The sequence below is a fragment of the Dactylosporangium sp. NPDC051087 genome, from assembly GCF_055586325.1.
In genome coordinates, this window is the sequence record NZ_JBVJIJ010000006.1 from 146057 (window position 1) to 159601 (window position 13545).

The window sequence follows — 13545 nt, forward strand, 5'->3', positions numbered from 1 at the left end:
GCAGCTCAGGCCGCGGAGGCCGCCGGTCAGCCCTCGAACCACACGTACATGCGATCTGCGCTGGTACTGGCCGTGCGAGCCAGGTCGCGCAGCCCGCGTACGGTCGCGTCCAGCTCACCCGGCGCCCACGGCTCGTCCCACCGCTGCCACTCGTCGGCGGTCGCCCAGGTCGCCGCGACGGCCGGGATCCGCTCGTCGGACAGCCCCGCGAGGGCCTGCACGAAGCCGTCGTGGATCAGCATCAGCCCGCAGTACTCGTGCGCCATCCCGACACAGTCCTCCCAGGTGTCGAAGCGCATTGGGTCGAACTCGAGCGGCGCACCCGCGAGGACCGCCCACAACAGACCACCGATCTCGGACGGCTCCCCGTCGTTGAGCTCCACCCCGGTCAGCCCGGCCGGCCCCGGCCCGTCCTCGACCAGACTCTCGGCCACCCGCGGGTCGGCGACGAAGTACACGCTGAACATGCCGTGAGTGTGCCGCACCCGGCGAGCGGGTCGCCGCCTGCCTCCCCGGCTCGGCCGTACGATACGGCTGTGTACGTCCTCACGACGGCTGACCTGGTCTGGAACCGTGCGATGTCCGATGATCCTGTCTCCGGCGTCGGAGACCGACATCTTCGGGCGATGGCCAAGCCGTACGGCCGCATCATGGGCAGCGGTGTCTCGGCGGTCATGGACACCAGTTCCGCCGCAGAGGTCGAGCAGGCCGCCGACGCCTTCGACTACCTCGGCCTGCCGGACCCGGCCGACGTGACCCGGCGACTCGTCGACGCCGACTGGTATTCCGAAGACGACCTCGAGACGCGGCTCAACCACGCGTTCTGGAGACTGGAGCACGCGCTCGAAGGTGCGTTCGAGCGCAAGTACGCCGAGTCCCCGGAAGACTTCGACGCGGTCGCCGCCGACGGATTCGATCGGCGGCCCGGATCGTGGTCGTCGGGCGGCGGCCAGGGCAAAGACGTCTGTATGGGTGAGCTGATCGTGCGTGCAGACGATGTCCTGTGCTCGCAACGCGCTGCGTGTCCGGGGATCACGCCTCATGTGCTGCATTCCAGGTCGCGGTTGCACAGCGGAACTTGATGCGGACGCCCCCGGAGGTGCCCGCTCCTGCGCATCGCCGGCGGACGCCGTGCTGTGGCTACCAGTCGAGGTACCCGACGGTGACCTCCACGGGCCGGCCGGTGTCCGGATCGCCGTCGTGCAACGCGGTCAGCATGGTGCTCAGCGTCTCCGGCAGTGCCGGCCACGTCGGGCCCGGGGACATCGCCGCGTCGCTATTCGCCGATGGAAGCAAGGATGTCGGATATCGCAGCCATCGTCGCGAACACGCCGGCGACTGCGAAGATCGATCCGATGCCGCGCCCGAGGATCAGCGCGTCCCGCTCCGCGGTCTCAATGGGCGAGTCGATCCACGGGGACCGGCGGATCGCCGCCCGGGCGTGCCGACGGGCGAGGCCTCGGTAGTTCGTGGCCAGCACGAGGCCAGCGCCGGGGCAGCCCTGGGTAGCCCCAGAGTGGTGCCGGCGCACGATCTCGGCTGAGCTGAGCCGGCCTGCCGCAGCCGGTCAGGTGTCGACGGTCTGTGCGGCGGCGGCGACCGGTTCGAGGCCGGCGATCAGTTCGTCGAGCTCGTCCGGGCTGAGGATGTCGTACGGGGGCGTGGCGAGCTCGTCGGTGAGGGCCTCGATCCGTGCCCTGGTCTCCCGGCCGGCGTCGGTGAACCCGCCGTCCGCGTCGACGAGACCGCGGGCGCGCAGCCCGTCGATGACCGCGGCCAGTTGCGCCGCGGGCAGGTGGTGGACCCGGCCGAACTGCTCCGCCCGCATGCCGAGGGAGAGCGCGAGCAGGACGTGGGCCTCGGTGCCGCCGATGCCGTGGGCGAGGAGGGCGGCGTTGTGACCGTCGCCGCGGTGCTCGCGCAGCAGCGTCGCCGCGTGCCACAGCCTCGCCACCGGTTCCGTGGGCACGTCCAGCGCCCGGAGCCCGGCGTACAGGGCCCGGCCCTCGGTCGGCGCGCTGAGTGCCGCCCTGGTGGCGAGGTCCGCGACCCGCGCCAGGCCCGGGGCGTCGGCGGCGTCCCCGAGCGTCTGCCGCAGCGCGGCGGCACTGCCCCGCTCGCGTACGGCGATCGCCTCCTGCGGGGTGATCTTCCCCCACACCCACGGGATGTGCCGGGCGACCTCACCGTCGGCGAAGTTGTAGAAGACCGCGTGGACCACCTCGGCGGGCGCGAGTCCCAGCGGCGCGGCCCGGCCCGCGAAGTACCCGTCCCAGTAGTTGCGCATGCCGACGGCCAGGAAAGCCTCGTTCGGGACTTCGGAGAACGTGATGGCGCCGATCGGCTCGACGAGCTCGAACATGCGGTGGATCTTGGCCGGTGCGTGCGGCATCTGTCGGTGCCTCCTGTGATCGTGGCGGCACCCCTGTGGCCCGCTCATCTCAACTACGAACGGGGCTGCCCGGATCCGACAACCCGGCCGACATCAATTGCGGCCGGCCCGGACGTGGCTGCGCACCGCCGCGGGGTCGGCCCGAGTGAAGGACGATAGCCTGATCGCTCGAAGTGACCTCGTGACCCCCTGTGACCCGGACGGTGGTGGCTTCTCGATGCGACGCGGACTCTGGTCCTGGCCGGTGGTGGTGGCGTTGGTGGTGTCGACACCGGCCGGCTGCACCCTGCTGGACGACGAGCCCCGGCCGACCGAGCCGTCCCGCGAGATCAGGGCTTTCGACTTCGGCGCGGCCGAGTGGTACGACGCGTCGGTGAGCAAAACCGTGCAGCTGAAGGACGGTGCCGCGCGGCACAGCGACGACGACGCCACCGGGCCGATGGAGGGCGGCGGTAACTGGGAGCTCGAATGGACACCGCGGTACGCGGACGTGGACGGTGACGGCGACGAGGATGCCGCCGCCGCGCTGCGGACCCTCGGTGGGCAGTCCGCAAACGTGAACTGGTACATCTGGCTGTGGCAGGACGGCACCGCGCAGCAGCTGCGCCGCCCGATCGCCGCGACGATGCGATGCTCCCGCCCGATCGAGGCCGTGACCCCGGTAGCCGGCGGATTTGAGATCCACGCGTTCCTCTTCCAATGGGAGCGTGACACCTGCGCCGGCGGCGGTGCGATCCCGATCGTGTACGTGGCCGGGCTCCGCGACGGGTGGCCCGTGCGGATCCGGCCCCTGTACGGGCCCATCGACACCTGCGACCCGCAGGCCCTGGTGAACGTGTTGCACCCCGTCGGTCAGGTCCAGCTGCGCGTCGACGCCGATGAGCGGTCACCGGTGGTCGAGCCGGCCGGCCGCTACGACCGCGTCCTGGTGGACGATCTGGTGGTCAGCCCGCTCCTCACCCGGGATTTGATCGGCGACTGGGCGCTGACCCTTGCGGTGCGGGGGGAAGAGCGGATCTGTGGTTGGGTGCACCTCGATCAGGTGTTGTGAACCGCTGGCGGCATGTCAGGAGTACCGCTCTCGCAGCTGGACGAGATTGGTCAGGGCGCTGTCGGTGATCAGCAGCCCGATGACCAGGTCCTGCGGGTCGGTCCAGACCAGTGCCCGCTCTGTCTGGCTCCACGCGAACACGTGCATGCCTTCGGGCGGGTCGTCCTCGCCCCAGGCCGGGTTGGCCGGGGGGTCCGCGCCGTAGTATCGCGAGCGGACCGTCTGGAAGTTCTCCAGGGTTTTGAATTCGGCGAACATCGCCGTCAGGCTGCCGCCGTTGTCGCAGCGGATGTGCTGCACCGGGCCGACCTGCTGCGCGGGACGGGCGGGAAAGCTGCCGTTGACGGCCTCGTCGTCGATCTCGCTGCGGCACCACACCCACTCGGGAAAGGCGTTCCAGGGCTTGACGAACCCGGCCAGCGGGAACCTTGCCAGGTCACCCGGCTTCTTCGGCAGTCCGGCGATCGGGTTGCTGCTCTGCTTGGCCTTCGGTTCGCCGGGCGAGCCCCAGTCGACGAGCGCGCCGGTGCCGATGGCAGACACGGCCAGCAACGCGGCCGCGGCGCCGAGGACCAGCCGACGCCGGCCGCGGAGTGGCGCTACAGGGGGTGGATCGGACACCGGCCGGGGCCGCAACGCCCGTATGACTCTGTGGTCCGTGCCGGGTGCACCGGACAGCGCTTCGCGGACCTCCGGACGGACGGGCAGCCGGCGCAGCACAGCGGCAAGTGCGGATGCCGCCTGCCCTGTGCGGGTCGCCATCCATTCGGCGAGACTCGCCAGGATCTCGGCGTTGTCGACATCGGCGCTCAGGACGATCAGGCTGTCGGTCGCCTCGTCGAGCAGGTCCCACTGCTCACCGGCCTCGGCCTGCCCGGCCACGACGAGCAGCCAGGCGACACTGTCCCGCCCCGGTTTGCCGGGGACCGGTTTGCGCAGCATCCGCGCGATCTCCGTCGCGGTCGACGGATCGGCGGCGACGGCGGCGCGGATCTGCTCGTCGCCGAGGCTCAGAAGGTCCTCCCGGAGCACCTGGAGGTGCTCATCGGACTGGGCGGCGAGCCGAAGCAGCCGAGGCACGGCGGTGGGGTCGCCGGCCCCGGCGCCGGCGAGCAGTTGCCGTCCGCGCTCGCCAACCGCCTCCGGGCTGTCCAGCTCGTCGGCCATCGCGGCGAGGAGGTCGTCGACGCTTGCCAGGCGCCGGTGGACATCGTGGACGGTCGCCGCCTTGACGACCGACCGCCATGGGCCGTCGGCGGGCAGGAGGGCGAGGTTGGCGCGTGGCAGGCTGCCGGTGAGCGCCCAGCCGATGATCTGCCCGATGCTGTACACGTCCGCCTGAGGGCCGGCGGCGTGCGCGTCGACGGCGAGCTCAGGGGCGGCGAACCCCTCGGTGCCGAAGGCGACGCCCATCCGGGTGCGGCCGGCGTCCGTCGTCTTCCCGCGGGGTCGCCGGCCCAGCCCCCAGTCGGCGACCACCCAGCGGCCGTCGAGCCACAGCACGTTGTCGGGCTTCAGATCGCGGTGGATCCAGCCCTGCTCGTGCGGGCCGCGCAGCGCAGCGCACACCGCCTCGACCAGCTCCCGCAGCGCCTCCGGCCGGGCCAGGTCCCCGGCCCGTGTCGATGCGGTCGCGTCGGCCAGCGGCATGACGAACCAGTCGAAGGCGGAACTGTGGTCGAGCACCGGCATCACGTTGGGATGGTCGCCGAATTGCCGGGCCGCCTCGATCTCGCGCCGCATGCGGGCGATCACGTCGGGGTGGCGCCCGTCGACCCGTTTGAACGCGACCCGGCGCCCGGTCGGCTTGTGCCTGGCGGCGAAGACGGTGGCCTGACCGCCCTGTGCGATCGGCCGGGCGTCGAGCGCGTAGTCCTTGCGGTCGCCGGACTCGAGGGGCAGCACCGCACTGTCGGAACTCAAGCCTGGACTCCCGTTATGGGCGACATGCCGATCGGAGCGCCCCATCATCGCACGGCGCGGCACCCGCCAGCGTTACCGCACACGGCGCCGTTGCGAAGCGGGGCGCCGCCGTAACGGGCTACCGGGGACGTCAATGTCAATGTAAGGTGACGCCCAGGTGCGCCGGGAAGTCTGGTCGGCAGTGGTTTTGCCGTGTCCAGAAAGGGTTCCCGTCATGGACGTTTTCGTCATCCGCACCGCATCCTCCGCTGAGCGCTCCAGTCGCGTGCCCGTGCCGGATCTGACCGTCCTCGTCGGAGCGACGCCGCTGCGGCGGCGGTCGCCGGGGCAGCCACGTCCGGCCGCGGGCACGTGACCGTGGGCGCGTTCATCAGCGCGGCGTTCGCGTTTCCCACCGCCGTCTTCAGTGTGCTGCTGGTCGCCGTCGTCGCCTACTGGGTGGTCGTGGTGGCGGGTGCGCTGGACGTCGACACGCTCGACGACGGCGGTGCCGGTGTCGACGGCGGCATGCTGAGTGTTGTCGGGCTCGGCGGCGTGCCGGTCACCGTCGCCGCCTCGTTCCTGATCGCGGTCGGCTGGTTCGCCAGCCTCGCCGCGGGTGCGCTGGTGCACGGCGCGTTCGCCCCCGCGGTCGTCCTGGTCGTGGCGCTCGCCGTCGCCTGGCTCGTCACCCGGCTGGCCGTCCTGCCGCTGCGGCGACTGTTCGCCGAGGCGCCCGCGCCGTCCCGCGCCGACTTCGTCGGCCGGCCCTGTGTCATCCGCACCGGGACCGTCACGCTGACCTTCGGCCAGGCCGAAGTGACCGTCGAGGACGGGTCGTCGGCGATCGTGCAGGTGCGCCAGAGCGGTGAGGACCGTCTGAGCGCCGGCTGCGCCGCGTACATCTACGGCTACGACGATACCGGCGAGTTCTTCTGGGTCGTGCAAGACCCGGCCACCGTCGCCTGACACCGGACCTCACCGTCCGGCGGCGTGGGTCGTGCAAGACCCGGCCGCCCTCGCCTGACACCGGACCTCACCGTCCGGCGGCGTGGGTCGTGCAAGACCCGGCCGCCCTCGCCTGACACCGGACCCCACCGTCCGGCGGCGCTCGACGCCGCCCGGTCCCGCTCGACGCTGCCCTGAAGTGTCCGCCCTACGTAAGGGATTTCTCGATGGATGTCATCACCACTGGCCTCGCCGTGCTCGTCGCCGTCGTCGTGCTCATCGTGCTCGGCGCGCTGCTCATGGTCGCCCGGCTGTTCCGCAAGATCGATCAGGGCCGGGCGCTGATCATCTCCAAGGTGCGACGGGTCGACGTCACCTTCACCGGTGCCGTGGTCCTGCCGGTGCTGCACAAGGCCGAGGTCATGGACATCTCGGTCAAGACGATCGAGATCGAGCGCTCCGGGCACGAGGGCCTGATCTGCCGCGACAACATCCGCGCCGACATCCGCATCACGTTCTTCGTGCGGGTCAACAAGACCGTCGAGGACGTCATCAAGGTCGCGCAGGCGATCGGCACCGCCCGCGCCAGCGACCAGTCGACGCTGCAGGAGCTGTTCAACGCCAAGTTCTCCGAGGCGCTCAAGACGGTCGGCAAGCAGCTGGACTTCGTCGACCTGTACACCAAGCGCGACGAGTTCCGCGACCAGATCATCCGGGTGATCGGCACCGACCTCAACGGCTACAGCCTCGAGGACGCCGCCATCGACTTCCTGGAGCAGACCCCGATGAGCCGCCTCGACCCGGCGAACATCCTGGACGCGCAGGGCATCCGGAAGATCACCGAGCTCACCGCGATCGAGCACGTGCGGACCAACGAGTTCCAGCGCAGCGAGCAGAAGGAGATCAAGCGCCAGGACGTCGACGCGCGGGAGGCGATCCTCGAGCTGGAGCGGCGGCAGGCCGAGGCGGAGATCCGGCAGGCCCGCGAGGTGGCGACGCTGCAGGCCCGCGAGGACGCCGAGGTGGTGCGGGTGAAGGCGGAGGAGCGGCTCAAGGCGCACGGCGCGGACCTGCGCACCGACGAGCAGCTCGGCGTCCAGCGGGAGAACCAGGCCCGGGAGATCGCCGTCGCGCAGAAGAACCGCGAGCGGGTCATCGCCATCGAGACCGAGCGGATCGAGAAGGACCGCATGCTGGAGGTCATCGCCAGGCAGCGGGAGACCGAGCTGTCCACGATCGCCAAGGACAAGGAGATCGAGGTCGAGCGGCGCGGCATCGCCGAGGTCGTCCGCGAGCGCGTCGCGGTGGACCGTACCGTCGCCGAGCAGGAGGAGCAGATCAAGCGGCTCCGGGTGGTCGAGGAGGCCGAGCGGACCCGGCAGGCGGTCGTCATCCAGGCCGAGGCGGAGGCGCAGGAGAACCTCGTCAAGGACATCAAGGCCGCCGAGGCGGCGGAGGCGTCGGCGAAGTTCAAGGCCCGCGAGGAGCTGGTCCTCGCCGAGGCCCGCCAGCAGACCGCCGAGCTCGACGCCCGCGCGAAGATCCGGCTCGCCGAGGGTGTCCAGGCCGAGGCCGCCGCCGTCGGGCTCGCCGACGTGCAGGTCCGCGAGCGCAGCGCGGAGGCGATCGAGAAGGTCGGCCGCGCCGAGGTGGCCGTCGAGCGGGACAAGGCGCTCGCCACCGCCGAGGTCGGCCGGGCCAACGCGGGCGTGGAGCGGGAGCGGGCGCTGGTCGCCGCCGAGGCCATCCGCGAGAAGCTCAAGGGCGAGGCGGAAGGCCTCACCGAGAAGGCCGCGGCGATGGCCGCGCTGGACGACGCGACCCGCCAGCACGAGGAGTACCGGCTGCGCCTGGAGACGGAGAAGGAGATCCGCCTCGCCGGCATCGAAATGCAGCGACAGGTCGCCGAGTCGCAGGCGCACGTGCTCGCGACCGGGCTGGAGAAGGCCGACATCGACATCGTCGGCGGCGAGAGCATGTTCCTCGACCGGCTCATGAGCTCGATCACGATGGGCAAGAGCATCGACGGTTTCGTGCAGCACTCCGACGTGGTGGGCGCGGTCGCCGCGCCGTACCTCAACGGCAGCGCCAACCTGGGCAGCGACCTGGCCCGGCTGCTCGGCGCGATCAGCACCGCCGACATGGGCAACCTGACGCTGTCCGCGCTGCTGCTGCAGCAGATCAAGGCGGGCGGGTCCGACGCGGCGAAGCTCAAGGAGCTGCTCGCCGCCGCGCAGCACCTCGGGGTCGCCGACGCGCCGGTGGCGTCCCTGACGGCGGGGAAGCACTGACCGTGGCGCAGCGGACCGACACGGCACCGGCCGGCCTGGACGCGGGCACCTACGAGGTGCTCCGCGCCCGGCTGGCCGGCCAGGCCGCCGAGCTCACCCGCAGGGCCGACCTGCTCAACCACCGCCGGGTCGAGGCGTTCGGCAGCGCCGGGATGCGGCTGCTCGGCAGCGAACAGATCCGCACCGGCAACCACTGCGTGCCCCGCGACATCGTGTCCGTCGGCGGGCTGCTGCTCTTCGGGTACAACGTGTTCATCGGCCTCAAGTCGGAGACCACGGTCGAGGACGTCTTCTCCGTGCACGGCTTCGCCCGCGACGGCGACACGGCCCGGTTCGACGAGCGGCCCCGCGACGCTCTGCTGAGCGACCCGCAGTTCCAGCGCGACTTCAGCGAGCTGTACCGCTACTACCAGCAGACCCGGCTGATGCGGCTGCGCCGCCTCGACGGCCGGCTCCTCGCGGTGTTCCAGACCGGCCCGCGGGTCGACGACACCCGGGTGCTGCGCTGGCGGGTCGACACCGGCGGGACGGTCACCTACCTGGACAACCGGGGCGAGCGCGACGACACGTTCCCCGCCACCCACGACTTCGCGTGGGTGCAGACCACGCGGGAGCACCACGTGCTCGGCCGGCACCCGCACGTCTCCATCGAGGACGAGGTCTTCGTCGAGACGGTCGGCGGTGACCTCACCGTCAAACTGGAGAACAACACCGAGACCGGCGAGGGCATCTACGCGGAGCCGGTCGACGAGCCGCTGCAGAGCCTCGCCGACGCCGACATCGCCTACGCCCGCGTCGGCGCGCTCATCCTGCTGCGGATCCTGCCGTACAAGGAGACCGTCACCCGCTACCTCGTGTTCAACACACGGACCAGGGACGTCGTGCGCCTGGACGGCATCGGCCAGGCCTGCCTGCGGCTGCCCGAGGACCACGGCATCGTCTTCCCCGGCGGGTACCACCTGGACACCGGCGTCACGAAGACCTTCGACACCGACGTGACCGACCTGGAGTTCGAACGGGTGATCCGCTCGACCAACGGCGAGGACGTCCTGTACGTCTTCCACGCCAGGGAAGAGGGACGGTCGCTGCTGCTGCCGTACAACGTGATTCGCAAGACGGTCGCGAACCCCATGACCTGTCACGGCTACTCGCTGTTCGACGACGGCACCCTGGTGCTGTTCCGCGCGCTGTCCGACACCCCGGCCCGGGTCCACACGATGCAGATCTGGCAGACGCCGTTCTGCTCCGACGCGCACGCCGCGGCCCGGCCGGCCGGCGGCGGGGCGCTGGAGCGGATCGGCAACGCCGACCTCGTGCGCGGGATCTCCGACTGCCTGTCGGTGGCGCGCATGGTCGAGGAGATGGCCCCGGCCGGGCCGGTGTTCGAGGCGATCGTCGCCGCGTGCGTGCGGCTCGCCGACCACCACCACTGGCTGGGCGAGGAGGAGGTCGGCGACCTGCTCGGTCCCCTCGCCGAGGTGCGGGCGGGCGCCGCCGCGGTGCTCGAGGAGCACGAGAAGGTCCGCGCCCTCACCGATCGGGCCGCCGCCGAGCTGCGCGCCGCCGCCGACGGCATCGGGTCGCTGGTGCGCCGCTCGCGGGGCGAGACCCCGGCCGACGCCGACGCGTGGGTGCGCCGGCTCACCGAGCTGCGCCACGCGCAGGGCAGGCTCGTGACGCTGCGCGAGGTCCGCTACGTCGACACCGGGCGCGTCGACGAGCTCGACGGGATCCTCACCGCCGAGCTCGCCGCCGCCGCGCACCGGGCCGTCGACTTCCTGCGCCGCGACGACGCCTTCGACGACCACCACACCGAGATCGAGCGGCTCGCCGCCGAGGCCGCGGCCATCGCCACCGCCGCCGAGGCGGCACCGGTGCGGGAGCGTCTCGCCGAGCAGGCCGACGGCCTGCGGGTGCTCACCGAGGTGGTCGGCTCCCTGGACATCGCCGACACCACCGTGCGCATCGGCATCCTGGAAGGGGTCGCCGCGGTGCTCGGCGCCGTCAACCGGGCCCGGGCCGTCCTCGACGGCCGCCGCCGCGACCTGCTGGAGCGCGAAGGACGCGGCGAGTTCGCGGCCGAGGCGAGCCTGCTCGGCCAGGCGGTCACCGGGGCGCTCGCCGCCGCCGACAACCCGCAACGCTGCGACGAACAGCTCGGCCGGCTGCTGCTGCGGCTGGAGCAGCTGGAGTCGAGGTTCGGCGAGTTCGACGACTTCCTCGACCAGCTCGCCACGAAGCGGTCCGAGGTGTACGAGGCGTTCACGGCCCGCAAACAGGCACTGCTGGACGAGCGGTCCCGGCGGGCCGACCGGCTCGCCGGCTCCGCCGAACGCATCCTGGGCAGCGTCGCCCGGCGGGCCGCGACCCTCGACTCGCTGGACGCGGTCAACACGTACTTCGCCTCCGACCCGATGGCGACGAAGCTGCACGGCATCGCAGACGACCTGCGCGCCCTGGACGACCAGGTGCGCGCCGACGAGCTGAGGGGCAGGATCAGGGCGGCCCGCCTGGAGGCCGGCCGGGCGCTGCGGGACCGGCTCGACCTATTCACCGACGGCGGCGGCACGATCCGCCTCGGCCGGCACCGGTTCACGGTCAACACCCAGCCGGTCGACCTCACGCTCGTCCCGCACGACGGCCGGCTGACCTTCGCCGTCACCGGCACCGACTACCGGTGCGCCGTCCACGACGACGTCATCGACGCCGCCCGGTCGTTCTGGGAGCAGCCGCTGCCGTCGGAGTCGCCCGAGGTCTACCGCGCCGAGCATCTGGCGTCGGTACTGCTCGCCGAGACCGACCCGAAGACGTTGCTCGGCGGTGACCTGCTCGACGTGGTGCGCCGCGCGGCGGAGCAACGCCTCGACGAAGGCTACGAGCGGGGCGTGCACGACCACGACACCGCCCTGATCCTCGACGCGTTGCTGCGCCTGCACGCCGGCGCCGGGCTGCTGCGGTTCCCACCGGCGGCGCGGTCGGCGGCGCAGCTGTCGTGGTCGCAGGACGCGTCCCTCGTGCGGCGGGTGGCCTCGCTCGCCCGGGCCCGCGCCCTGTTCGGCGCCCCCGCCGCGATCGGGGACCTGTCCGCCGAGCTCGCCACGTCGATCGCGGAGTTCCACGCGGCCAACGGCCTGCCCCTGTCCGCCGGTGCCGCGGACCTGGCGGGGGAGTACCTGTTCGAGGAGCTGGCCACCGCGCCGGACGGGTTCGTCACCAGCGCCGCCGCGCGGGCCGTCGTCGCCGCGTTCCGGGCCGCGCTGGCCGGCGACCGGCAGGCCTACGAGGCAGACCTACGCGCGCTCGGCGACGACCTCGCCGCCCGCCACCAGCTGGTCGAGGCGTGGCTGACGTCCTTCGCCGCGGAGCGATCCTTCACCGCCGAGGACCTGGCCGAGGCCGTGGCCGTCGAGGTGTGCGACCCGCGGCTGCCGCGCTACGACTGCGCCGCGCCGCTGACCGCCGACGTGCCGGGGCTTCTCGGCACGCACCCGCGCATCGCCGGACGGACGCTGCACGTACGCCTCGACGACCTGCTGACCCGGACCCGCGCCATGCGCACCGAGCGGATGCCGGCGTTCCGGGCGTACCAGCGCCGCCGCGCCGAACTCGTCGCCGCCGAACGGGACCGGCTGCGGCTGGGCGAGTACACGCCGAAGGTGATGAGCGGCTTCGTCCGCAACCAGCTGGTCGACCAGGTGTACCTGCCGCTGATCGGCGACAACCTCGCCCGGCAGCTCGGCGAGTCCGGCGCCCAGATGGGCCTGCTGCTGCTCATCTCACCGCCCGGCTACGGCAAGACGACCCTCATGGAGTACGTCGCGAACCGGCTCGGCCTGGTCCTCGTCAAGGTCAACGGACCGGCGCTCGGCCGTGGTGTCACGTCCGTCGATCCCGCCGAGGCGCCCAACGCCACGGCCCGGCAGGAGGTCGAGAAGATCTCCTTCGCCCTGGAGATGGGCACCAACGTCCTGCTGTACGTCGACGACATCCAGCACGTCTCGCCGGAGCTGCTGCAGCAGTTCATCTCGCTGTGCGACGCGCAGCGCAGGATGGAAGGCGCCTGGAACGGCCGCACCCGCACCTACGACCTGCGCGGCAAGCGCTTCGCGGTGTGCATGGCCGGCAACCCGTTCACCGAGTCGGGGCACCGCTTCCAGGTGCCGGACATGCTGGCCAACCGCGCCGACGTGTGGAACCTCGGCGACGTCCTGTCCGGCAGGGAGGAGCTGTTCGCGCTGAGCTTCATCGAGAACGCGCTCACCGCCAACCCCGTCCTGGCGCCGCTGTCCACGCGCGCCCCGGGCGACGTCGAGCTGCTGCTGCGGCTCGCCCGCGGCGACGAGCGGGTGCGCACCGACCAGCTGGAGCACCCCTATGCGCGGGCCGAGCTTGAGCAGATCCTGGCGGTGCTGCGCCACCTGCTGCGGGTCCAGGAGGTGGTACTGGCGAGCAACCGCGCCTACATGGCCTCGGCGGCGCAGGCGGACGCGTCGCGCACCGAACCACCGTTCCGGCTGCAGGGTTCGTACCGCAACATGAACAAGCTCGCGGAGCGGATCGTGCCCGTCATGAACGACGACGAGCTGGAGTCGCTGATCGACGACCACTACGCCGGCGAGGCGCAGACCCTCACCGACGGCGCCGAGGCGAACCTGCTCAAGCTCGCCGAGCTGCGCGGCCGGCTGAGCGAGGACGAGACGCGCCGATGGGCCGAGGTGAAGGCCGGCTATCTGCGGCGGCTGGCGCTCGGCGGGCGGGAGGACGACCCGCTGACCCGTGCGGTGGCAGCGGTCGGTCTTCTGGCGGACCGGGTCGGCGGCGTCGAGTCCGCGATCGACCGCGCCACGATCGCGCGGTGACGCGAGCGCTCCGGCCGGCACGCGTCACGGCGTGGGGCGGGCGGGCGGCAAGCGCGTCCGCCGTGGACGGTGCGGGCGGCAAGCGCGTCCGCCGTGGGTGGT

The 13545-nt window shown here is 72.0% G+C and carries 10 protein-coding genes; 5 read left to right on the forward strand and 5 right to left on the reverse strand.

All coding sequences use genetic code 11. The annotated features are described in order from the left end of the window. Positions 1-26: 26 nt before the first annotated feature. Positions 27-467: a hypothetical protein gene (locus tag ACZ6TV_RS13690; protein ID WP_465297474.1), complete on the reverse strand. Its 441-nt coding sequence runs from the start codon at positions 465-467 to the stop codon at positions 27-29. Between the two features lie 69 nt (positions 468-536). Between ACZ6TV_RS13690 and ACZ6TV_RS13695 the strand changes: the two genes are divergently transcribed. Continuing rightward, on the forward strand, positions 537-1082 hold the full coding sequence (locus tag ACZ6TV_RS13695; protein ID WP_465297475.1) for a hypothetical protein: 546 nt from the start codon (positions 537-539) through the stop codon (positions 1080-1082). Positions 1083-1140: 58 nt separating this feature from the next. Here ACZ6TV_RS13695 and ACZ6TV_RS13700 read toward each other — a convergent pair whose 3' ends face one another. The 3 genes from ACZ6TV_RS13700 to ACZ6TV_RS13710 all read right to left on the reverse strand — a co-directional run bounded on the left by ACZ6TV_RS13700 (position 1141) and on the right by ACZ6TV_RS13710 (position 2392). Next, on the reverse strand, positions 1141-1266 hold the full coding sequence (locus ACZ6TV_RS13700; protein WP_465297476.1) for a hypothetical protein: 126 nt from the start codon (positions 1264-1266) through the stop codon (positions 1141-1143). 10 nt (positions 1267-1276) lie between these two features. After that, positions 1277-1480: a hypothetical protein gene (locus ACZ6TV_RS13705; protein ID WP_465297477.1), complete on the reverse strand. Its 204-nt coding sequence runs from the start codon at positions 1478-1480 to the stop codon at positions 1277-1279. 87 nt (positions 1481-1567) lie between these two features. Next, complete coding sequence (locus ACZ6TV_RS13710; RefSeq protein ID WP_465297478.1) at positions 1568-2392, reverse strand: SCO6745 family protein; 825 nt, start codon at positions 2390-2392, stop codon at positions 1568-1570. 217 nt (positions 2393-2609) lie between these two features. Between ACZ6TV_RS13710 and ACZ6TV_RS13715 the strand changes: the two genes are divergently transcribed. Further along, positions 2610-3443 carry a hypothetical protein gene (locus ACZ6TV_RS13715; protein ID WP_465297479.1) on the forward strand — a complete coding sequence of 278 codons (834 nt, stop codon included), beginning with the start codon at positions 2610-2612 and terminating at the stop codon, positions 3441-3443. 15 nt (positions 3444-3458) lie between these two features. Here ACZ6TV_RS13715 and ACZ6TV_RS13720 read toward each other — a convergent pair whose 3' ends face one another. Further along, positions 3459-5366, reverse strand: a complete 1908-nt coding sequence (locus ACZ6TV_RS13720; protein ID WP_465297480.1) for a serine/threonine-protein kinase — start codon at positions 5364-5366, stop codon at positions 3459-3461. 357 nt (positions 5367-5723) lie between these two features. On the opposite strand from ACZ6TV_RS13720, the gene ACZ6TV_RS13725 reads away from it, so the two are divergent. From ACZ6TV_RS13725 to ACZ6TV_RS13735, 3 genes are all read left to right on the forward strand, one after another. Beyond that, entirely contained in the window at positions 5724-6314 is a 591-nt protein-coding gene (locus tag ACZ6TV_RS13725; protein WP_465297481.1) for a hypothetical protein, read from the forward strand. A 206-nt stretch (positions 6315-6520) separates the two neighbouring features. After that, positions 6521-8584, forward strand: a complete 2064-nt coding sequence (locus tag ACZ6TV_RS13730) for a flotillin family protein (protein WP_465297482.1) — start codon at positions 6521-6523, stop codon at positions 8582-8584. A 2-nt stretch (positions 8585-8586) separates the two neighbouring features. Further along, entirely contained in the window at positions 8587-13443 is a 4857-nt protein-coding gene (locus ACZ6TV_RS13735) for a DNA repair ATPase (protein ID WP_465297483.1), read from the forward strand. The last annotated feature ends 102 nt before the right edge of the window (positions 13444-13545 follow it).

Coding starts and splice junctions, on each gene's coding strand:
- ACZ6TV_RS13730 (WP_465297482.1), top strand. CDS start 6,521: ATGGATGTCATCACCACTGGCCTCGCCGTGCTCGTCGCCGTCGTCGTG.
- ACZ6TV_RS13710 (WP_465297478.1), bottom strand. CDS start 2,392: ATGCCGCACGCACCGGCCAAGATCCACCGCATGTTCGAGCTCGTCGAG.
- ACZ6TV_RS13715 (WP_465297479.1), top strand. CDS start 2,610: ATGCGACGCGGACTCTGGTCCTGGCCGGTGGTGGTGGCGTTGGTGGTG.
- ACZ6TV_RS13690 (WP_465297474.1), bottom strand. CDS start 467: ATGTTCAGCGTGTACTTCGTCGCCGACCCGCGGGTGGCCGAGAGTCTG.
- ACZ6TV_RS13700 (WP_465297476.1), bottom strand. CDS start 1,266: ATGTCCCCGGGCCCGACGTGGCCGGCACTGCCGGAGACGCTGAGCACC.